An 18280-nucleotide genomic window follows, 5' to 3' on the forward strand; every position below is an offset into this window, starting at 1 on the left:
TCTCCCCGAACGCACCATCACTTTTCCGAGCTCAATCTTACGAGCGCAACCCCTAACATCCAAGAAACAACACCACAATACTTACGCTGATGAAGGGTGATGAGCGAGTCCAGACGGTCGAAGAACGCGCCGATTCGGCGTTGCTCTGCAAGCGATGGGGCTATTATCTCAGATGACATAATAATCTCAGGGGTTACTCTTTTTTGACTGTTTGATGATCCTGAAGAGCAACTCTCAAGGTAGGCAGTGATTCGCTCTGACAGTAACGATATCTTAATAAAACTCAAATCAGAAGAATGAGAAGAAAATGGCACAAATTCAGAAGAGCAAACAGCATTTGCTTCAGGGCGAGGAACATGCCAAATCCTTTTTTTCCTCACATTCAATTTGTTTACAAGTAAACAAGGACGGTCAACAATCTTTCTTAGACTATTCATCGAATTACCAATAACGGTTTCAGCCGTTTCATTGTTATCAAAAGCCGGCATACTGTATTCCGTAAATTCTTCATTCGGTGTTTCCAACGGATTAATGGTTCTCGATAGCTGTTCGCATGTGCTCGACAGCTTACGCTGTTCCCAAGCGGGGGCGATTGATACGGAAAAACGGCCACATTATCGCTCGTGTATGCGGTTGAGCTTCCTTCTTGTGAGCATTAGAGCGTATCCGAGCAGATTCTGACCGCGCCATTGGCTCGGATTGAACCTGGCTGGATCATGCATTGACAAGCCAATGCCCCAGATACGGTCTTTGACGGCGCATTCCGCCAACACCGCATTGCCGGTTGCCTCAAGCTGCGCACCGAGTTCGGCGTTCTGACTGAATTTGGCAAGCAATCCTTCATAGACTTCGATTTGGCGAACGCCGTTCCATACGTGATCGTCATAACCGGCTACCAGTCGGCCAAGTCGTTTGATCTCGGCCACGTCGCTGGTTCGAAGAATCCGCGCGGCTGTTTCGGCATCGTTGAAACAGCAGGCTTTGCGGTACATCATGTACTGTTCCATCGAGGAAAACTCGACATCATCCACAACGAAGCGCGATGGATACCAGTTGCTCAGGTATCCGTTCTCCTCATCGGGATTATGGAAGCAGATGATGTCCGTCATTCTTCGCCGACTTTCCGCACCGCAAGCTCCAGATCGAGATCATGAAGCCCGAAATAGGCTTTCTTCAGGAAGTCCAGCGGCACCTTGGCGATCACTTCAGCACTGGGAATGGCGTAGAACCATTGGTAGTAGGCGTAGAATTCGCCAATCCAATCAGGCATGAACCCTTCGAGCGCCCTGCCGTCCTTCAACTGGTAGTGCTCGGTCTCGGTGAAATACTTCCACAGCTCTTTCGCATCCATCGTGTTGACGTAGGCTTTGGCCTCATCAATGCTTTTGCGTGTTTTGCTCGCCATATATACGGTGATGAAGTCCTCCGTGCTCTTGCCCGGAAACGACTGTGCCACGTAGTCGAAAAGCTTGCCTTGAGTTTCCACCACATCATCCCGGTAGACCTCTGGATATGCCCGCATTGTCATCACCCCTAGAGCAACGTGCTGAACACGTTGGTCACCGTATTGGCATCGGAATCGATGAGGTCGCGCATGTTCTGCCGTGCCTCAACATCCCTCTGATTGTATTTGTCGTTGAATTCGCTGTAGCTGACGGAAAGCAGGCCGTCCGGGACTTCGCGCAGTTGCCTGTACGCCTTTGCGGTCTTGACGCAATACTGGATGCCCAGACCTCCAAGCGACAGCAGTTCCTCCAAGATATCGACGTCCACATTGTCTCGGACGAATTCTTTGGCGATATAAAAATACGAGGCGTTCGCACGCCAGCCTTTGATGACGTCATAGCCGCTGGTGTCGATGCCGTATTGGGCGATGAACTTCGCAGCCAGCACACGATAGCGCTTGGAATCAGCGGCATCACGATGCTTCATCAGCTCAGCCAGCCAAGTAAGCACGCTATGCTCCTGAAAATCCAGGATGCGCAGCCCATTCGTGTCCAGTTCGTACTGATGGACCCAGCCATTGGACTCATCCGGCCGGCACACGGCCCACTCCTTGGCCAGTTCCACATTCGCGGTCAGATAGAAACCACGGCCGTAGTCGTGTTTGTCGTTGCCTAAACCGTATTCGGGGGTCACGGATTCGTACGGAGAACCGTGAAATAACGTGATTATTGCCATGAACACCCCTATACAAACATCTTGTCGAGCATGGATTTCTTGATATTCCGGAGTAATTCGAGCTTACGCTGATGAAGGGTGATGAGCGAGTCCAGACGGTCGAAGAACGCGCCGATTCGGCGTTGCTCTGCAAGCGATGGGGCTATTATCTCAGATGACATAATAATCTCAGGGGTTACTCTTTTTTGACTGTTTGATGATCCTGAAGAGCAACTCTCAAGGTAGGCAGTGATTCGCTCTGACAGTAACGATATCTTAATAAAACTCAAATCAGAAGAATGAGAAGAAAATGGCACAAATTCAGAAGAGCAAACAGCATTTGCTTCAGGGCGAGGAACATGCCAAATCCTTTTTTTCCTCACATTCAATTTGTTTACAAGTAAACAAGGACGGTCAACAATCTTTCTTAGACTATTCATCGAATTACCAATAACGGTTTCAGCCGTTTCATTGTTATCAAAAGCCGGCATACTGTATTCCGTAAATTCTTCATTCGGTGTTTCCAACGGATTAATGGTTCTCGATAGCTGTTCGCATGTGCTCGACAGCTTACGCTGTTCCCAAGGGTCAGTGAAACCGGCGAAACGAATCTCTGGATACAGTGAACCCCCTTTAGGGAACATTTTGTCGAGCATGGATTTTTTCAGCACGCAAAGCTTGTCATACTTACGCTGATGAAGGGTGATGAGCGAATCCAGACGGTCGAAGAACGCGCCGATTCGGCGCTGCTCCATCAGGGATGGCAGAGGCAAAAGGAGATCTGAATATTCTTGCGCGTTGATGCCGGGCTGCCCTGAACGCTGAGAAGTAAGCAAAACAAACTGCTTATACCGTTCAGTCAGTGTGCTCTGAAAGATGAAACCAGCATCTGCCTCATCTGAAACATGCGCTCGAATAAGGAAACCGGCATAATACGTTTTCCCGTCTGATGCCTTATACAGGTAGGTTTTACCTACGCTGGCCCCGGTTCGTGCAAATAATATATCGCCTTCTTTGAGTAGATACCTGTCATCAATCGGATTATTGATATCAGGCGAAGATAAATCATCCGTACGGAATTCACGAGTTTGATCATCTATATCAGTGATTCGAAGATACTTTTTCTCACCATCGAAATCCGAAGCAGCCGCATTCAAACCGTACTCGAATCCAGAAGCAACTTCCCCCAGCTTACGCTGTTCCCAAGGGTCAGTGAAACCAGCGAAACGAATCTGCGGAACCAGTGTTTTTCCGTGCTGTTCGGCCATATCATTCACCTCCGAGCAGTGCTTTGAGCTCTTCCAAGCCCGCCATATCGCGGGCATTGCCGGTCAAATCGCCCAGCATTCCAGCCAATTCCTTCTCCGCTTCATCGATTTGGCCGCATACATCGGCATATGTGGTGGCATACTTGTTCTTCAACGCGTTCACTTTGCCGATGAACTCGTCGATCACAGCATTCGGCAATGCCTCCAGCTGCTTCTGCAATGGTGTAATCCACTTGGCTTCCAGCAACCTTCTGGCTTCGTCATCACTCAACGCCTTGATCGCATCGCAGGTCTTCTCTTCCAACGCGTTTCGCTTGGTTTTGATACCGGACTTCAGTTTCTTTGACTCATCGAACAGCTTTTGGGCCTGCACCAAGCCCCGCTCAAAATCAGAAGCCGGATTCTTGCCGATCGCCTTGACCGCTTTCTTCAGTTCGGCGGCAACGAAAGCGTCACCGTCCTGATTGATCGCATCGCTATTCTGCTTGTCATCCTCATCGAAACCTTCCAAAATGGTTTCAATCTCGGAATCAATGTCCTGTACACGGCGTTCGTCCGCCTCGATCGCAGCCAAATCATCGTGCAGCAGCTCACGCTGAACCAAGTCGAAGGGCAGAACGCGGCCAATCCAGCCATCCTGCACTTCCACATCCTTGCCGCCTTTTTTCTTGATGACCATGTTCGGGTCCACGGCTCTTACCGCATCGAAGCCTTCGGAACCCAGCACTTCCAAATCAATGGAGATGCCGCCCCAAGCATCATCAAGCTTCTGATAGGCGTCATACGGGTCGATCAGCGCGGTATCGGCAACCATCGCATCCAGTTCCTCACCAATGGCCGTTTCCTGCCCGAGCGCATCCACCTGTTCAGGATGTTCCACCAAGCGGGAGCGTAGGTCGGAGGGAAGCCCGGAAATGGCCTGCGCATATGAAGCGACGAACGTCTGTACGTCGGCATTGTTGCGCACCACAGTGGCGACGTCATCATGGTCGCAGGCATAACAGGCACCATTATCGCGGAACAGCTCAGCCTTCAGACTCGGCCAGGCGTTCCAATATTCCCCAAGCTGCTCGACCTCGCTCTTCGGAACGCCTCCGAACATCGAAGCGTACACATCCCATGTCTCCGCATTCTCAGACGAATCAACATACCGGGGAATGTTGAGGTTGTAATCATTGGCGCGAATCTCGTCAATGGACACCAAACGGCTGAATTTGGGCACCGTGCGGTTGTTCGACACCACGTCGACAATGCGTTTGATGTCAGAAGCCTGTAGCTTGTTATTCTTGCCGTCCTTGATGAAATGTTTCGACGCGTCAACAATGAGCACCTTGTCGTCGTCACGTTTTTTTCGCAACACCATCACGATGGTGGGGATACCCGTACCAAAGAAAATATTCGCCGGTAGACCAATAATCGCCTGAATATGACGGTTCTCGATCAAATTCTTACGAATCTGACCTTCCTCGCCACCACGGAACAGCACACCGTGAGGCAGAACGATGGTCATGATGCCATCGGCACGCAGATGGTACAAGTCATGGAGCAGGAACGCATAATCCGCCTTGGACTTCGGTGCTATGCCATAGCTGAAGCGTGGATCGATCTCCTTGTCAGTGGGATCCCAATTCTGCGAGTAGGGAGGGTTGGAAACCACCGCATCCACGAACAACGGATTGTATGTTTCCTCCTTGTTTTCCAACGTGTCGAACCACGGCCAGTCGTCTTCCAAGGTGTCGCCGTTGCGGGCGACGATGTTGTCGGGAAGAATACCGCGCATCACCAGATTCATACGCGTCAGATTGTAGGTGTTCTCCTTGAGTTCCTGCGCATAATACATGATGGAATTCGGATTGCCGTTGCGCCGAGCCACAGACTGGCCGATATGAATCAGCAAAGAGCCGGAACCGGATGTCGGATCGTAGATCTTGATCTGCTCGCGCCCCTGCAAATGCCATGCGACGATTTCGCTCATCAGCTGGGAGACCTCGGACGGTGTGTAGAATTCACCGGCCTTCTTGCCCGCATTGGCGGCAAAATTGCTGATGAGATATTCGTAAATGAAGCCAAGCACGTCATAATCCTGACGGCTATCCATCGGAATGTCCTTAATGAGATAAATCAGGTCTCGTGCGGCCTTGGACTGACTTCTCGCATCGGTGCCAAGCTTGGAAAGTCCGGTCTGCAGGGTGTCGAAAATACCGTCGAACACTCTCTTACGCGCCGGATTGATGTTGCGGGAGAACGCCGAAAGCGCATCACGCACGTTGGAAATCTCGAAATCGTTGCCCTTTTTGACCCATGTGGAGAACAGGTTGTCATAGGAGATGAAGTAGCCGCACTCATCCTGTACGCCTTCCACAATGTCCGGATTATCCTCCGTAAGCAGCAGCAGGTCATCCTCGGTGAAATCGGTGTCCTTCAAGCGCATCAGCTCGTTTTCTGAAAGGAATTTGTAGAAGATGAAGCCAAGAATGTAATCCTTGTATTCGTTCGCCTCAATCTTGGAACGCATCTTATTGGCGGACTCCCAGATTTTCGAAGCGAGCTGCTGCTTGTTCATCTATCCCTCCTCATTGCGGTGCCGGCAAAATGCGCGGCTCCACGAGCGACTGCACATCTTTCACAAGAATACCGCACCCCCGCTTGGGAACAGCGTAAGCTGTCGAGCACATGCGAACAGCTATCGAGAACCATTAATCCGTTGGAAACACCGAATGAAGAATTTACGGAATACAGTATGCCGGCTTTTGATAACAATGAAACGGCTGAAACCGTTATTGGTAATTCGATGAATAGTCTAAGAAAGATTGTTGACCGTCCTTGTTTACTTGTAAACAAATTGAATGTGAGGAAAAAAAGGATTTGGCATGTTCCTCGCCCTGAAGCAAATGCTGTTTGCTCTTCTGAATTTGTGCCATTTTCTTCTCATTCTTCTGATTTGAGTTTTATTAAGATATCGTTACTGTCAGAGCGAATCACTGCCTACCTTGAGAGTTGCTCTTCAGGATCATCAAACAGTCAAAAAAGAGTAACCCCTGAGATTATTATGTCATCTGAGATAATAGCCCCATCGCTTGCAGAGCAACGCCGAATCGGCGCGTTCTTCGACCGTCTGGACTCGCTCATCACCCTTCATCAGCGTAAGTATGATGGCTGCGCCAATCCCCTATTTTTAGAAAGGCGCATCTCATGCAGGAAACCATCACATCAGAATCGCTGTTCTGCGACTACTACGCCCAGTGGGTGAAAACGTACAAGGAAGGCGCCATCAGAGACGTGACCATGGGCAAATATCGACTTACGCAATCCTGGCTCGGCAAGCTCATCCCTGAACTCAGACTCACCGATATGGATCGAACCGCATACCAGCAGCTCATCAACGGATATGCACAGCATCATGAGCGCCAAACCACCATGGATTTTCACCATCAGATCAAAGGCGCCATTCTCGATGCCGTTGACGAAGGACTCATACCCCGTGATCCAACGCGCAAAGTCATCATCAAAGGCAAGCAGCCACGCATTAAGAAAATGAAGTATCTCAACCAATTCGAGCTGCATGCCATGCTCGCGGACCTTGATCTTGGGGCCGAGGCAAGCTGGGATTGGCTTATCCTCCTTATCGCGAAAACCGGACTCCGATTCTCTGAGGCGCTTGGGCTCACACCCGATGACTTTGATTTCGCACACCAGACGCTTTCCGTCAACAAAACTTGGGATTATAAAAACGGCGGCGGTTTCGTACCCACGAAAAACGAATCGTCCGTGCGTAAAGTGCAACTCGACTGGCAACTCATCATGCAAATGTCTGGATTACTCAAGGATCTTCCGCATGATAAACCTATTTTCGTGCACGGCAAGGTCTACAACTCAACAGCCAACGACGTGCTTGCAAAACATTGCAGAAACGTGGACGTGCCAGTTATTTCCGTCCATGGTCTACGCCATACACACGCATCGCTGCTGCTGTTCGCCGGCGTATCGATCGCCAGCGTGTCACGCCGTCTAGGCCATGCCAGCATGACTACAACTCAGGAAACCTATCTGCACGTCATTCGCGAGCTGGAAAACAAGGATGTAGATATCGTCATGCGGGCACTATCGACACTTATCTAATGGGGGGGTTCCTACTCTTTTCAGATATTCGAAATAATCGAGCCACTCGAAGCGGCATATACCGTTTTTCACCATCTTCAGTAAAAGCGCCAAACACCGTTGCCAGACTCAATTCCGTAGGTGGTTTTGTGGTTCCGTAGGTGGTTGGTTCTGGTATTGGTGTCTGAGAATGGCTTAATTTAAGCCGTTTCTCAAACGCCTTTCCTCCGGCAACCACCTACGGAAGCGAAAAACCACCTACGGAACACCCGCTTGGGAACAAACCCGCCGCAAGTCACCAGGCCAAGACGAATCTCGGCACACGAGGAACCGGAAATTGTCGTTCCGGAGCGCAGCCGCACGGTCACACGCCACACTCCGGAACCAAAGGCTTTTAGAAATAGGTGCTACAGCCAAGCTTGACGGCGAGGACGATGCCGGTGAGCACGGCGGCGGCGCGCATGATGTTCTCGGGGATATGGCGTGTGACCGGAGGGGCGATGGAACTGCCGATGATGCAGCCCAGGCACATGGCGATGGCGAACGGCCAGTAGACGGAGCCACGGCAGATGAACATGATCGCGGCGGAGATGTTCGCGCCGAAGCCGACCACGGTCTTCAGCGCGTTGATCTGGTGGAACGGGCCGATCTTGCCGAGGTCGAGGATCGCCAGGGCGAGGGTACCGGCGGCGGCACCGAAATATCCCGAATAGATGCCGACGAAGCTCACGCCAACCCACAGCCACCACGGGTCGTTGCGCAGACTGCCATTGGCCGTCCTACTGGCGATCAGCGCCGCGCGCTCGCCTTGCTGCGATTGGGGCAACGCCTGCGCGACAGCGTCGCGTGCGGCCGCTTTCTTCCGCGGGTTCAGCGCGATGATCAACGCGCTGAACAGAATGAGCGGCGGCACAGCGAATTCGAAGACCTTCGCGGGCAATTCCAACAGCAGCAAGCCGCCGATGATGCCTCCGACCAAGCCGATGCAAGCGTAGACAGCCACACGGCGTCCCTGGCCCTTGAGCTCCTTGCGCGCGGACAGCAGCCCGCCGATGCCGGTGCCGCACACGCCCACCGTGTTCGTGGTGTTGGACAGCACCGGCGAGATGCCGAACGCCAGCAACGCAGGATAGGAGATCAGCGAGGACGCGCCTACCGCGTATCCGACGAATCCCGCGCCGATTCCGGCGACAAGCACCAGCAGCAATGTGGTGATGGACACTCCTGCGATCATGACCGCTTCCCCTTCGTAAAACTCCTACGTAGTCCTCCTATAAGTAACGGGAGCCAAGCTTAACGGCTCGGCTCCCGCATATCACGCGTTTGCCCAGAACGTGGCCGGGCAAACGTCATATCAGTGGTTGCGCTTGGCGATCAGCGACTCGGTCCAGTAGGCGGCGAGCGGAATCAGCGCCCACTGCAGCGCGAGACCGGGCAGGCCGGCGGCCAGGTCGCTCGTCCATGTGGCGGCGATGGCCTTGCTGGAACCGAACGCGAACACGGCGATCGCGGTGGCTGCGGTCAGCACCACACGTCCGGCGAGCTGTGCGATGACCACCTTCGCCAGGCTCGGCAGCTTGATGCCGCGCAGCAGACCGGCTACCAGGCCGTATGCGCACAGTTCGACCATCATGAGCGGCAGCATCGCCAGCATCGGCATGCCGGACAGCAGGAAGCTCACGAGCGGAGCGGCGGCGCCGGCGATCGCGCCGACGGCGGGGCCCGCGATCAGGCCGACGAAGATGATCGGCAGATGCATCGGCAGGAACGCGACGCCCAGCATGGTGCCCTGTCCGGAGACGGCGCCGATGACGTGGAACAGTTGCGGCAGCACGACCGCTGCGACGATGGCGAGCAGGGTGGCTGCTGTCTTGGTGCCGAGACTCAGTTTCGGCAGGTCGGTGCGGCGCAGGGCGGCCGCGGGCATGGTTGCGGAATCAGACATTTGTTTTCTCCTTAATGTTTCCTTCTCTTCGGATATGCGTATACGTCATACCGGCTCGACGACCGACCCACCGTCCGGCAGCGCGGTGTCGACCAGCAAATCGGCGACGGCTTGGATATTGGTCGCTTCGAAATAGCGGTTTTCCAGCGGAATCCACTCGTCGACGAATCGTTGCAACATGCGTGGATTGCGTCGTTCGAGCCGACGCAACTGTTCGGCAGGATCGACCGCAAGACAGATCATGCAATCGTAATACCCCCGCAAGGCGGGGTGCATGCTGTAGCTGCCTTCCACAATGGTCAGCTGGGCCGGTTCGACGGCGTACGCGACGGCGAAATCGCCTGTATGGCAATCCCATGGCCGGTATTGCGCGGCTTGTCCGGCGGCGAGCGGTGCCAACACTTCCGTTTCGAACCGTTCACGGTCCACGTTGCCGCCGGGTTCGGCGAAACGTTCCGGCGTGCGCTGTTCGGGACGGAGGAAGAAATCGTCCATGTGCAGCACGTTGCCGCCGAAACGCCTGTTGAGCATCGCGGCAAACGTGGTTTTGCCAGACGTGCATGGCCCGTCGATTGCGACGAACACACAATCGCGTTCGGCAAGCAACGTTTCGATACGTGCGATTGCGATGCTGGCTTCCGTAGGCTTCGCGGGTTTCGTGACCATTGCGTTCGCCGTCAGTCGAGTACGGTCAGACAGTACGCGCGCGAACCGATGCCAAGTTCCTCGGCGTATTCGAGGATGTGTTCGCCGTGGAGCGAGGCGATGCGTTCGGTGACGGACGCTCCGTCGGGGGCGGTGTGGATGAGGTCGACGCATGCCTGGTCGAGCGCCACCGGGTCGAGCGAGGACAGCACGCCGATGTCATGCATGTCCGGTTCCGTCGGGGAGGGCAGGCAGTCGCAATCCACCGACAGGCGGTTCATGACGTTCAGATACATCATCTTGCCATGCATGTGGCTGATCACGGCCTCATCGGCTTCGGCCATCGATTCGAGGAATGCATCCTGAGGAGTTTCCACCCACTTGTCCTTGGTGACGCCGGCGGAATGGATCCAGCGTTTGCCGTTCGACGAGGCTATGCCGATGGACACGTTCTTGAGCGCGCCGCCGAAGCCTCCCATCGGATGGCCTTTGAAATGCGACAGCACGAAAATGGAATCGTAGTCGTCGATATGCTTGCCGACGATGTCGTAGGCGATGTGGCGGTGCTTGGCCACCGGGATCTCGATTTCGCCGCCCATGTCCATGATCTGGATTGGCGCAAGATCGGCGTATCCGTGCTTTTTGAACGTGGCAAGGCTTTTTTCGGGGGTTTCACGATTGCCGTCGTATGCGGTAGCGCATTCCACGAGCGTGCCGCCGATCTCCTGCACGAGGTCCTTGACGAGCGAAGGATTGAGATTATTGGATTTTTCCGATTCGCCGGAATGGACTTTGATGGCCGTTTTGCCTTCCGGCTTGCGTCCGAGCGCATGGTAGGCGGCGACGAGGCTTTCCGGTGTGATGATCGGCGTGAAGAACACTTCCGGTGCGGACTGCGCGTCGGTGCGGTGTTCCAGTCCTTCCAGTCGCGAGGCTTCGAATTGCATCTTGACCCTCCTTGATTCTGCCTGTGTTTTTGGCTTGCATCTCCAGCGTACCAACTTAAACCCGACTTGAAGCAAACAGACCTCAAACCCGTTCGAGATATGTTGCAAAATATGGATTCCCGCGCGTGTCTCCCCATCCGGCCGGCTTGTCCGCATGAACCGGAACACTTGACGCTCGTGATTGATTTTTGCAAGAAATGGTGGACTCGCATAGCCACCAAGGAAATGGCGTTCATTGGCATCGTCACGTTGGCGGCCTCTCTGGTGGCTTCGTGGCTCAAGCAGTTTCCGGGATTCAGCCTGTTCGGCGCGTTGATCATCGCTCTGCTCATCGGCATGGTCGCGCAGTTCCCGATCCGCAAATGGTATTCGAACCGTTCCGCCGAACATAAGGCCGGTGTGAAGGATGCGGCCGGGCTCATTTCGAACAAGCTGCTTCGCCTGGGCATCATCCTGCTTGGTTTCAAGCTCAATCTGACGGTGCTGTTCACGCAGGGTATCAAGTGTCTGCCGATCGCGGCAGTGGTGGTGACGCTCACCATCGTGGTGTGCTACAACATCGCACGCAAGCTTGGCGTCGATCCGCAGCTCGCCATTCTCGTGGCGGGCGGTACCGGCATCTGTGGCGCGGCAGCCGTCATGGGATTGTCCGGCTCCATCAAGGTGCCGCCGGAAAAAGAGGATGAGAAGGCCAACAATGAGGTGATGGCCGTGGCCATCATCGCCATCATGGGCACCATCTTCGCATTGCTGGAAATCGCCCTTGGGCCGTTGACGGGCCTGAGCAAGACGCAGTTGGGCATCACCGCTGGCGCGTCCCTGCACGAAATCGCCCATGCCGTGGCCGCCGGCGACGCGTTCGGCGCGGTGGGCATCGCCACCATCATGAAGCTTTCCCGCGTGCTGATGCTGGTGTTCGCGGCCATCATCATCGCCGTTTGGTGGGATAAAAACCATTCCGAAATGCCGGCCGACGGCAAACGCAAAGTGTCGTTCCCGTGGTTCATGCTCGGTTTCATCGGCGCTTCCATCATCGGCACGTTCGTGCCGTTCATCGGTGCCATCGCACCGAATCTGGTGGACTTCGCCTACATCGTGCTCGGCATGGCCATGGCGGCGCTCGGCATCAATGTGAATTTCAGCGCCATCGCGAAGAAGGGACAGAAAGCGTTCCTGGCGAGCTTCCTCACGTCCGTGCTGCTCATGTGCTTCGCGGCGGGAATCGCGGCGCTGTTCTTCTAATCGCCTTCCGTTGTGCCACGCTGTCGTTTTGCGGAGGGCAGTTGGATTTCGGACAGCAGAATCGCACCGAAAATCAGCGCGAAACCGCATAACGACGGCACGGTCAGCGTTTCGCCGGTGAAAATCACGGATACCAGCATGGCGAAGATGCATTCCGTGCTTAAGATCACGGACGCCTCGGAAGTGGGCAGATTCTGTATGGCGATGGTTTGAAACACTTGGGCGATCACCGTGGAGCCGATCACCAGGTAGGCGATGCACAGCACGATGTCCCACCGCGCCCAAGCCATGGACGGTCCGCCTTCGGTAAGCACCGCGCCAGCACCGAACAGCAGGGCGCACCACACGAATTCGGCAAGCATCAGCGCGATCGCGTCGAAATCCTTGCCAATGAAACCAACCAAAACCAGATTCAACGCGAAGAAAAACGCGCCGATGATAGTCATGGCGTCACCGAAGCTCATATGCATGAGTTCCGCGCCACCGCCGCCGCTCAGCGACACCAGACCAATGCCGAACGCGCAGACGAACGCGGCCACCAGATGCTGCCAGCTGGGGCGTTTGCGCGTGAACGCCCACACCACGAACGGCACCATCACGCAATAGGTGTCGGTGAAGAAGCTGTTGCGTCCGGGAGACGTGGTTTCAAGTCCTTTGAGCTGGAAGATGAATCCCAGCCAGTAAGTCAACGCGAGTATCAGACCGGGAACGATATAGCGGCGCAGGCGAATCCTGCGAAGACGTGGGAAAAACACGATGGCCATAAGCAGTACCGCCGAAGCCATGCGGAAGAACATCATCCACTGTGTCGGCATGTTCTCCTGCACATGCTTGAGCATGGTGTAGCCGGACCCCCATACCGCCGCGTTGACCAGCATCATCACGCGGGCGACCGGCTTCGATACGCTAATGCCTTCCGATGATTCCTGCCCCGCGTCTGCCATCCGTCCCCCCTTACACGCTTCCACACATCCGACGTCGTATTCACGTCATGCTTTCCGAAGGAAACTTTAGACGTGGCTGCGGAAGCAACACGCGGGAGCATGCTACTGCGCTTTGGCCGCCTGGCTGTTCACCCAGTTGTCAGCCATGTCAATGGCTTCGTCAAGCGTGACCTTGGCCGCCTTGTAATACTTGGAATCCTTGATGTTGCTGCTTTCGACGAGCTTCTGTCCGGAGTCCGCGGCCTTGGACAGCGCGGACAGCAGTTTGCGCCCGGTCAGGGTCAGGGAATCGTCCTTGCTGAGTTTGTCGACCAGTTTGTCTGCCTCGTCGATCGACTGTTGCAGTTCCTTTTTGGATTCATCCAACGATTTCGTGTCGGAGGTACCGTTCGAAGAAGTGCTGTTCGAAGAGGCTCCGTTCGATTGCCCGGATGGGTTATTGGACGATTGTCCAGCTGCCGCGCCATCCGAATCGGCCTTCGGATCCTGCAACGCGGTTTCGGCGTTTTTCTCTTGGATGCTTTTCAAACTGGCGTTCAGGGAATCGGTGGCGCTGTCCAACGTTTTGGCTACGAGATTGAGCTGCGTGATGGTGGCTTCCGCCTTGCAGCCTTCCGTATCGACTGTGTTCTCGGCGCTGGTGGCCGCGTCCGCGAACGCGTCGATGATGTCGTTCACGCCGAGCGCGCCTCGAATCAGCTTCTGCAGTTCGCTGCCGTTTTCGGAAGTGTCGAGCACGGCTTTGCGGGCCGAGCTGAATTCCGCGAGCGATTGCCGGCATGTGGCCAATGCTTCCTGCTGCTTGTTGCGGTAAACGCACACGCCGGCACCGCATGCCACGATGAGGGCCACGACCACGGCAAGGACGATCGGCCATGCCTTGCGGGGGCTGGAAGGCTGTTCAGTGGTCTGGTACTGATAATCCATACGTGTCACCCCTTGCGAACCGATAGCTGTCATCGTTCTTCGTCTTGTTAACCTTGCCTATTGTACGGGCTTGAAGATGGGAATATCCTGAATGGGCATCCTGCGCACACCAATGACGCAGGATCGGGCTGGCATATCGTCTCTCCGCAGGCGTGCCGCATGTCCATCACGGCCAGCAGCCCCCGTTTGTCCGCTCGTTCGACAGCCATGTCCACGAAATCGACCGGCAGATGCCGTTTGTCGGCGATTTGCCGCACCGTCAATCCTGCGGCGATGTCGCCGGCGATGCGTGCGACGATATCGTTCCGGCCGTCGCCGTATGTATCAGCCGTACGTGGCGTGCGCCGCCATCCGTGCGCGGAAGCGCCGGACCGTTCCATACCGCTCACCATATCAACCGCAATGTTTGGAAGGCGATGATGGCGATGACGTATGCCACGGCCAAGCTCAGCAGGACGGATCGCGCCGCGACTTTCGTGCCAAACTGCCGTCGCATTTCGGCGACCGTTGCAAGACATGGCGTGTAGGCGAGCGTGAACAGCAGGAAGGCGATGGCCGCCGCCTTGCCGTGGCCGTGCGATGACTGGTCGAACGAGGCGCGCAGCTTCTGTCCCAGCGTTCCCTCCCCGGCTTGTTGGGAAGCCGCATCATCCGGTTCGTCCGCATGGTATGACTGCGACATCGAACCGACCACGACCTCTTTGGCCACGAATCCCGTGATCAGCGCGGCCGAGGCATGCCAGTCATCGAAACCGGCCGGCGCGAACACGGGAGCGACCGCGTCGGCGAGCACGCCATACGCGGAATCATGCACGTCGTCGACATGAGCGAAACCGCCTGCGTTGGCGGTTACCGGAATGCCCTGCAGCAGCCACAGCGCCGTGATCATTGAAATGATGATCACGCTGGCTCCACGGATGAAGCCCCATAGACGCAGCAGCACCGAACGTGCCAGCTGCAACGCGCGCGGGCATTGGTATGCGGGAAGCGCCAGCATCAACGGTTCGGGTTCGAGGCCGCGGAACATGGTGTGGCGCAGCAGCACGCCGACCAGCAGGATGACCATGACCGAAGCCACGTACATGAGGAAGACCACGAGACCGGCGTATTTCGGGAAGAACGCGTGGGCGAGCACCAAAAACACCGATAGTCGCGCGGAACATGCCGCGAACGGCACCAGCATGCCGGTAAGCACCCGTTGCCGGGAATCGGATAGGGTTCGTGTGGCGGCCAAAGCCGGCAGATTGCAGCCGAAGCCGACGATGATCGGCAGGAACGCGCGACCGTCCAATCCCAAGGCGCGCATGGCACGGTCCATCACGAACGCGGCGCGGGCCATGTAGCCGGAATCCTCCAAGATTGACAGCAGCAGGAACATGATGCCCATCACCGGAATGAACGTCAGCACGGTAACCACGCCGTCAAGCAGACCGTCCACCAGCAGCGAACGCAGCCAGCCGCCGCTCACGGATGGTCCGAACAGGCCGAGCAGCAGGTCGAGTCCATCTGCGCACCATCCGCGGAAGGTCACGTCAATCCAATCCTGCATGGGGCTGGCGAGCGTGGTGGTGGCCTGGAACACGACGAACAGCACCGCAAGGAAGACGAGGACGCCAATCACGGGGTGCAGCAGCACGCGGTCGATGCGGTCGGACAAGGTGACGTGGTCGACCGCATGCATGTCGAGGCCGCGCAATATGCCGGCGGTCCAGTCGAGTCGTGCGTCGGCCCGCGATTCGGCCCAGACGCTCAGGCCGTCGGCGGTTTTCATGTCGGCGTCGGCTGTCGCGGTTGGCAGTGCGGTCAGCCCGTGCGGAACGGGCGTTCCCTCGAAACTTGCGGCGATCGCGTCGGCCAAAGCCTTGCCGCCGTTTCCGGTACGTCCGTCAATCGCGACGACCGGCATGCCGTCCAGCAAATGGGACAGTCGTTCCGCATCGACGCCGCAGCCGTTGCGGACGGCGAGGTCGTTCATGGTGAGTGCCACGACGGTGGGCAGCCCGAGCTCCACCACCATCGACAGCAGGTACAGCGATCGGGACAGCGCGGTGGCGTCCAGCACCACGACGGCAAGGTCGGGAACGGGCATGCCTGACATGCCGGTCAGCGCGTTGACGGCGACCTGCTCATCGGGACTCATCGGCGCCAGAGAATATGTGCCGGGGGTGTCCACGAACTGCCAGTTTTGCGCGTTTCCCGCTGTTTTCGGTTTTTCGTAATGGTATTGCCCGCAGGTGATGGACACCGTGGTGCCGGGCGCGTTCATCGTGCGGGTTCTCGCGCCGAGCAGCGCGTTGAACATGGAAGATTTGCCAACGTTCGGATTGCCTACAAACACGACGCGTTTTACATTTTCGACGTTTCCCATATTGCCGGAGTCGCCGCCCATGCCGTCATTCGCGGGTCTGTTGACACGACAAGCGCGATGCCGGCAACAGCCATTCTGCGAACGGCAGCAGTCGCCGCCCCTCAGGTTCCGTAGATTCAACATTCGCGCATATTCCCGTTCTCTTCGCGTTACGCAACGTCGTCTTGCGCATGTTCATCCCGCGCGAACCGTACCCGGACGGCACGCGCGGTGCCGCCGTCCACCGCGACACGTTCGTTTCCGAATGCGACGACCCTTCCGCCGAAAGCGCTCCGCTGCATGACCCGTAAACCCGCGCCCGGAGCCAATCCTATCTCACATAGGCGGAACCGGTGCCGGTCATCCAGGTCGATGCCGTCCACGACAACGCGCATGGCGCGCGGACAGTCGCGCAGCGTCATGATGGCGCCGCGCTCCCCCGCCCGACGCCGCACCGTGTCATCGAAGCGGCGAGCATGCGTATTATCCATGTTTTCACACATAGCAGGAAACGAAGCAAAGCACAAGAGTGTTTTTCACGGAACTGAACCGCACCCCAATTGTTGGACGTCGGTAAGTGGGATGCAGTCTGAGACCGCGATCTGGCACACATCATCCAGACTTTGGTCGACGATCCCATTGAGCAACGCATTCGCGAACGGCTCGTCCAAGAGCAGGACGGCGAGGCCGTTGCCGACAATGCCCCGGTCAATACAGGCTGTGGCAACGCTGCCGACAATGCCACTGCCGAAAAACGCAAGCCCAGTGCCGCCACATTGGCGGCAATAACAGTACCGGCACAAGCGGCACCGACGCGGTTGCCGACAATCCGCTGGAGCTGGTGGAATCCGGTTGGTCTGTAAGCCAACAGGGGTACGTTAGCTACGCATTCGCCCTGCGCAACACCAGCACAACCCTGCAGGTACAGTATCCAGAAGTCGCCATCACCGGCGAACCAAAGACGGCTCCATCGTGTTCTCGCAGACGCAAACGCTGAATATGGCGTTCCCGAATCAGACTATATATAACGCCGGGCAAGCGGGTCAAGGTACCGCACCGGCCACCGTGGACTTCGTTGCGCTCAGTCCGAATGAGTACAACGTCACGGAAGCACAAGGCACTGCCACTTTCCCCATCAGCGGAATCTCCAAAGTGCGCAACAACGACGGCGGCACGACCTTCAATGGCGAAGTCCGCGCCGTGACCGATGGTTTCAAGCCTTCAGATGGACAGCAGATCAAGGTTTCCCTAGTGTTGCGGGATAAGCAAGGTACCATCATCTATGGAGAAATGGCATTTGTGGATTGGCCGGACAATGGCCAATCCATGCCTTTCTCGATACTGGTGTACGATTTGCCGGACTACACGTCCTACGAGTCGTACGCACAAATTTGGTAGTTCGGCTTAATCGCCATCAGGCCGCGTTACGCGCCGCATCGACACTAGTGTTGCGCCGTGCCTGGCCGAATACACGGCCAGCCATCTTCTCATCGGTCTCGGTCTGGATGATGGTGCGCATCGGGCCCATGCAGATGGCCGAAGCCAAACCGTTCACCACATCAATCAGCAAATACGCCAGCAGCTTATGGACCACGCCAAGACCAACGACGGAGACGCCCACCAGAGTGACGCCGAAGGCGACCACGCGCATGTTGTTGCGGACGATGATGACGCCGAATCACCGATCATCCTTTGGGAACAACGCGTCGAAGGCATGTTCCATCACGGACTTACGGCGGATCACACCGACGAGTCTG

At 56.2% G+C, this 18280-nt stretch carries 18 protein-coding genes and 3 pseudogenes; 5 read left to right on the forward strand and 16 right to left on the reverse strand.

What is annotated here, in order from left to right; genetic code table 11:
• Positions 1-17: 17 nt before the first annotated feature.
• The 6 genes from Q5H33_RS03595 to Q5H33_RS03620 form a co-directional block, all read right to left on the reverse strand.
• Entirely contained in the window at positions 18-488 is a 471-nt protein-coding gene (locus Q5H33_RS03595; RefSeq protein WP_220389659.1) for a restriction endonuclease subunit S, read from the reverse strand.
• Between the two features lie 126 nt (positions 489-614).
• On the reverse strand, positions 615-1109 hold the full coding sequence (locus tag Q5H33_RS03600; RefSeq protein ID WP_195247912.1) for an NADAR family protein: 495 nt from the start codon (positions 1107-1109) through the stop codon (positions 615-617).
• A complete protein-coding gene (locus tag Q5H33_RS03605) occupies positions 1106-1522 on the reverse strand; it encodes a hypothetical protein (protein ID WP_229029339.1) in 417 nt (138 codons plus the stop codon). Before Q5H33_RS03605 ends, Q5H33_RS03600 begins: the two co-directional genes overlap by 4 nt.
• An 11-nt stretch (positions 1523-1533) precedes the next feature.
• The gene (locus tag Q5H33_RS03610; protein ID WP_124917126.1) at positions 1534-2181 is read right to left on the reverse strand and encodes a DUF3990 domain-containing protein; all 648 of its coding nucleotides are present in this window, start codon (positions 2179-2181) and stop codon (positions 1534-1536) included.
• Between the two features lie 8 nt (positions 2182-2189).
• A complete protein-coding gene (locus Q5H33_RS03615) occupies positions 2190-3428 on the reverse strand; it encodes a restriction endonuclease subunit S (RefSeq protein WP_302423067.1) in 1239 nt (412 codons plus the stop codon).
• A 1-nt stretch (position 3429) separates the two neighbouring features.
• Positions 3430-5991: a type I restriction-modification system subunit M gene (locus tag Q5H33_RS03620; protein ID WP_117319931.1), complete on the reverse strand. Its 2562-nt coding sequence runs from the start codon at positions 5989-5991 to the stop codon at positions 3430-3432.
• Between the two features lie 177 nt (positions 5992-6168).
• Here Q5H33_RS03620 and Q5H33_RS03625 point away from each other — a divergent pair, with 177 nt between their 5' ends.
• Positions 6169-6678 carry a restriction endonuclease subunit S gene (locus Q5H33_RS03625; RefSeq protein ID WP_143240579.1) on the forward strand — a complete coding sequence of 170 codons (510 nt, stop codon included), beginning with the start codon at positions 6169-6171 and terminating at the stop codon, positions 6676-6678.
• Positions 6621-7547: a site-specific integrase gene (locus tag Q5H33_RS03630; protein ID WP_035009793.1), complete on the forward strand. Its 927-nt coding sequence runs from the start codon at positions 6621-6623 to the stop codon at positions 7545-7547. Before Q5H33_RS03625 ends, Q5H33_RS03630 begins: the two co-directional genes overlap by 58 nt.
• Positions 7548-7920: 373 nt before the next feature.
• Here Q5H33_RS03630 and Q5H33_RS03635 read toward each other — a convergent pair whose 3' ends face one another.
• The 4 genes from Q5H33_RS03635 to Q5H33_RS03650 all read right to left on the reverse strand — a co-directional run bounded on the left by Q5H33_RS03635 (position 7921) and on the right by Q5H33_RS03650 (position 11063).
• Positions 7921-8760: a sulfite exporter TauE/SafE family protein gene (locus Q5H33_RS03635; protein ID WP_270296039.1), complete on the reverse strand. Its 840-nt coding sequence runs from the start codon at positions 8758-8760 to the stop codon at positions 7921-7923.
• Between the two features lie 120 nt (positions 8761-8880).
• The gene (locus tag Q5H33_RS03640; protein WP_003808861.1) at positions 8881-9471 is read right to left on the reverse strand and encodes a hypothetical protein; all 591 of its coding nucleotides are present in this window, start codon (positions 9469-9471) and stop codon (positions 8881-8883) included.
• A 45-nt stretch (positions 9472-9516) separates the two neighbouring features.
• Positions 9517-10137: a uridine kinase gene (locus Q5H33_RS03645; protein WP_035009797.1), complete on the reverse strand. Its 621-nt coding sequence runs from the start codon at positions 10135-10137 to the stop codon at positions 9517-9519.
• An 11-nt stretch (positions 10138-10148) separates the two neighbouring features.
• A complete protein-coding gene (locus Q5H33_RS03650; RefSeq protein WP_039774959.1) occupies positions 10149-11063 on the reverse strand; it encodes a DUF362 domain-containing protein in 915 nt (304 codons plus the stop codon).
• Between the two features lie 177 nt (positions 11064-11240).
• Between Q5H33_RS03650 and Q5H33_RS03655 the strand changes: the two genes are divergently transcribed.
• Positions 11241-12305 carry a YeiH family protein gene (locus tag Q5H33_RS03655; protein ID WP_033499379.1) on the forward strand — a complete coding sequence of 355 codons (1065 nt, stop codon included), beginning with the start codon at positions 11241-11243 and terminating at the stop codon, positions 12303-12305.
• Here Q5H33_RS03655 and Q5H33_RS03660 read toward each other — a convergent pair.
• The 5 genes from Q5H33_RS03660 to Q5H33_RS03680 all read right to left on the reverse strand — a co-directional run bounded on the left by Q5H33_RS03660 (position 12302) and on the right by Q5H33_RS03680 (position 17014).
• Positions 12302-13249: a DMT family transporter gene (locus Q5H33_RS03660; RefSeq protein WP_003808854.1), complete on the reverse strand. Its 948-nt coding sequence runs from the start codon at positions 13247-13249 to the stop codon at positions 12302-12304. The two genes, Q5H33_RS03655 and Q5H33_RS03660, sit on opposite strands and share 4 nt — an antisense overlap.
• A gap of 102 nt (positions 13250-13351) precedes the next feature.
• The gene (locus Q5H33_RS03665) at positions 13352-14176 is read right to left on the reverse strand and encodes a hypothetical protein (RefSeq protein ID WP_003808852.1); all 825 of its coding nucleotides are present in this window, start codon (positions 14174-14176) and stop codon (positions 13352-13354) included.
• A 47-nt stretch (positions 14177-14223) separates the two neighbouring features.
• Positions 14224-14568 carry a hypothetical protein gene (locus tag Q5H33_RS03670; protein ID WP_003808850.1) on the reverse strand — a complete coding sequence of 115 codons (345 nt, stop codon included), beginning with the start codon at positions 14566-14568 and terminating at the stop codon, positions 14224-14226.
• The gene (gene feoB, locus Q5H33_RS03675) at positions 14562-16565 is read right to left on the reverse strand and encodes a ferrous iron transport protein B (RefSeq protein WP_117762466.1); all 2004 of its coding nucleotides are present in this window, start codon (positions 16563-16565) and stop codon (positions 14562-14564) included. The genes Q5H33_RS03670 and feoB overlap by 7 nt, the downstream gene beginning before the upstream one ends.
• Positions 16566-16693: 128 nt before the next feature.
• Positions 16694-17014 carry a ferrous iron transport protein A gene (locus Q5H33_RS03680; protein WP_117320340.1) on the reverse strand — a complete coding sequence of 107 codons (321 nt, stop codon included), beginning with the start codon at positions 17012-17014 and terminating at the stop codon, positions 16694-16696.
• Between the two features lie 102 nt (positions 17015-17116).
• Here Q5H33_RS03680 and Q5H33_RS03685 point away from each other — a divergent pair.
• Positions 17117-17302: pseudogene (locus Q5H33_RS03685) on the forward strand (XRE family transcriptional regulator); the annotation flags it as partial.
• Positions 17303-17334: 32 nt separating this feature from the next.
• Positions 17335-17921, forward strand: a pseudogene (locus Q5H33_RS03690) (serine/threonine protein kinase); the annotation flags it as partial.
• Between the two features lie 70 nt (positions 17922-17991).
• Here the strand turns inward: Q5H33_RS03690 and Q5H33_RS03695 are convergent.
• Positions 17992-18189, reverse strand: a pseudogene (locus tag Q5H33_RS03695) (MFS transporter); the annotation flags it as partial.
• Positions 18190-18280: the final 91 nt, after the last annotated feature.

This window comes from uncultured Bifidobacterium sp. (assembly GCF_959020145.1).
In the GTDB taxonomy this organism is placed as follows: domain Bacteria; phylum Actinomycetota; class Actinomycetes; order Actinomycetales; family Bifidobacteriaceae; genus Bifidobacterium.

Coding starts and splice junctions, on each gene's coding strand:
- Q5H33_RS03640 (WP_003808861.1), bottom strand. CDS start 9,471: ATGTCTGATTCCGCAACCATGCCCGCGGCCGCCCTGCGCCGCACCGAC.
- Q5H33_RS03645 (WP_035009797.1), bottom strand. CDS start 10,137: ATGGTCACGAAACCCGCGAAGCCTACGGAAGCCAGCATCGCAATCGCA.
- Q5H33_RS03670 (WP_003808850.1), bottom strand. CDS start 14,568: ATGGTGAGCGGTATGGAACGGTCCGGCGCTTCCGCGCACGGATGGCGG.
- Q5H33_RS03600 (WP_195247912.1), bottom strand. CDS start 1,109: ATGACGGACATCATCTGCTTCCATAATCCCGATGAGGAGAACGGATAC.
- Q5H33_RS03660 (WP_003808854.1), bottom strand. CDS start 13,249: ATGGCAGACGCGGGGCAGGAATCATCGGAAGGCATTAGCGTATCGAAG.
- Q5H33_RS03610 (WP_124917126.1), bottom strand. CDS start 2,181: ATGGCAATAATCACGTTATTTCACGGTTCTCCGTACGAATCCGTGACC.
- Q5H33_RS03630 (WP_035009793.1), top strand. CDS start 6,621: ATGCAGGAAACCATCACATCAGAATCGCTGTTCTGCGACTACTACGCC.
- Q5H33_RS03650 (WP_039774959.1), bottom strand. CDS start 11,063: ATGCAATTCGAAGCCTCGCGACTGGAAGGACTGGAACACCGCACCGAC.
- feoB (WP_117762466.1), bottom strand. CDS start 16,565: ATGGGCGGCGACTCCGGCAATATGGGAAACGTCGAAAATGTAAAACGC.
- Q5H33_RS03595 (WP_220389659.1), bottom strand. CDS start 488: ATGCCGGCTTTTGATAACAATGAAACGGCTGAAACCGTTATTGGTAAT.
- Q5H33_RS03625 (WP_143240579.1), top strand. CDS start 6,169: ATGCCGGCTTTTGATAACAATGAAACGGCTGAAACCGTTATTGGTAAT.
- Q5H33_RS03635 (WP_270296039.1), bottom strand. CDS start 8,760: ATGATCGCAGGAGTGTCCATCACCACATTGCTGCTGGTGCTTGTCGCC.
- Q5H33_RS03605 (WP_229029339.1), bottom strand. CDS start 1,522: ATGCGGGCATATCCAGAGGTCTACCGGGATGATGTGGTGGAAACTCAA.
- Q5H33_RS03665 (WP_003808852.1), bottom strand. CDS start 14,176: ATGGATTATCAGTACCAGACCACTGAACAGCCTTCCAGCCCCCGCAAG.
- Q5H33_RS03680 (WP_117320340.1), bottom strand. CDS start 17,014: ATGGATAATACGCATGCTCGCCGCTTCGATGACACGGTGCGGCGTCGG.
- Q5H33_RS03620 (WP_117319931.1), bottom strand. CDS start 5,991: ATGAACAAGCAGCAGCTCGCTTCGAAAATCTGGGAGTCCGCCAATAAG.
- Q5H33_RS03615 (WP_302423067.1), bottom strand. CDS start 3,428: ATGGCCGAACAGCACGGAAAAACACTGGTTCCGCAGATTCGTTTCGCT.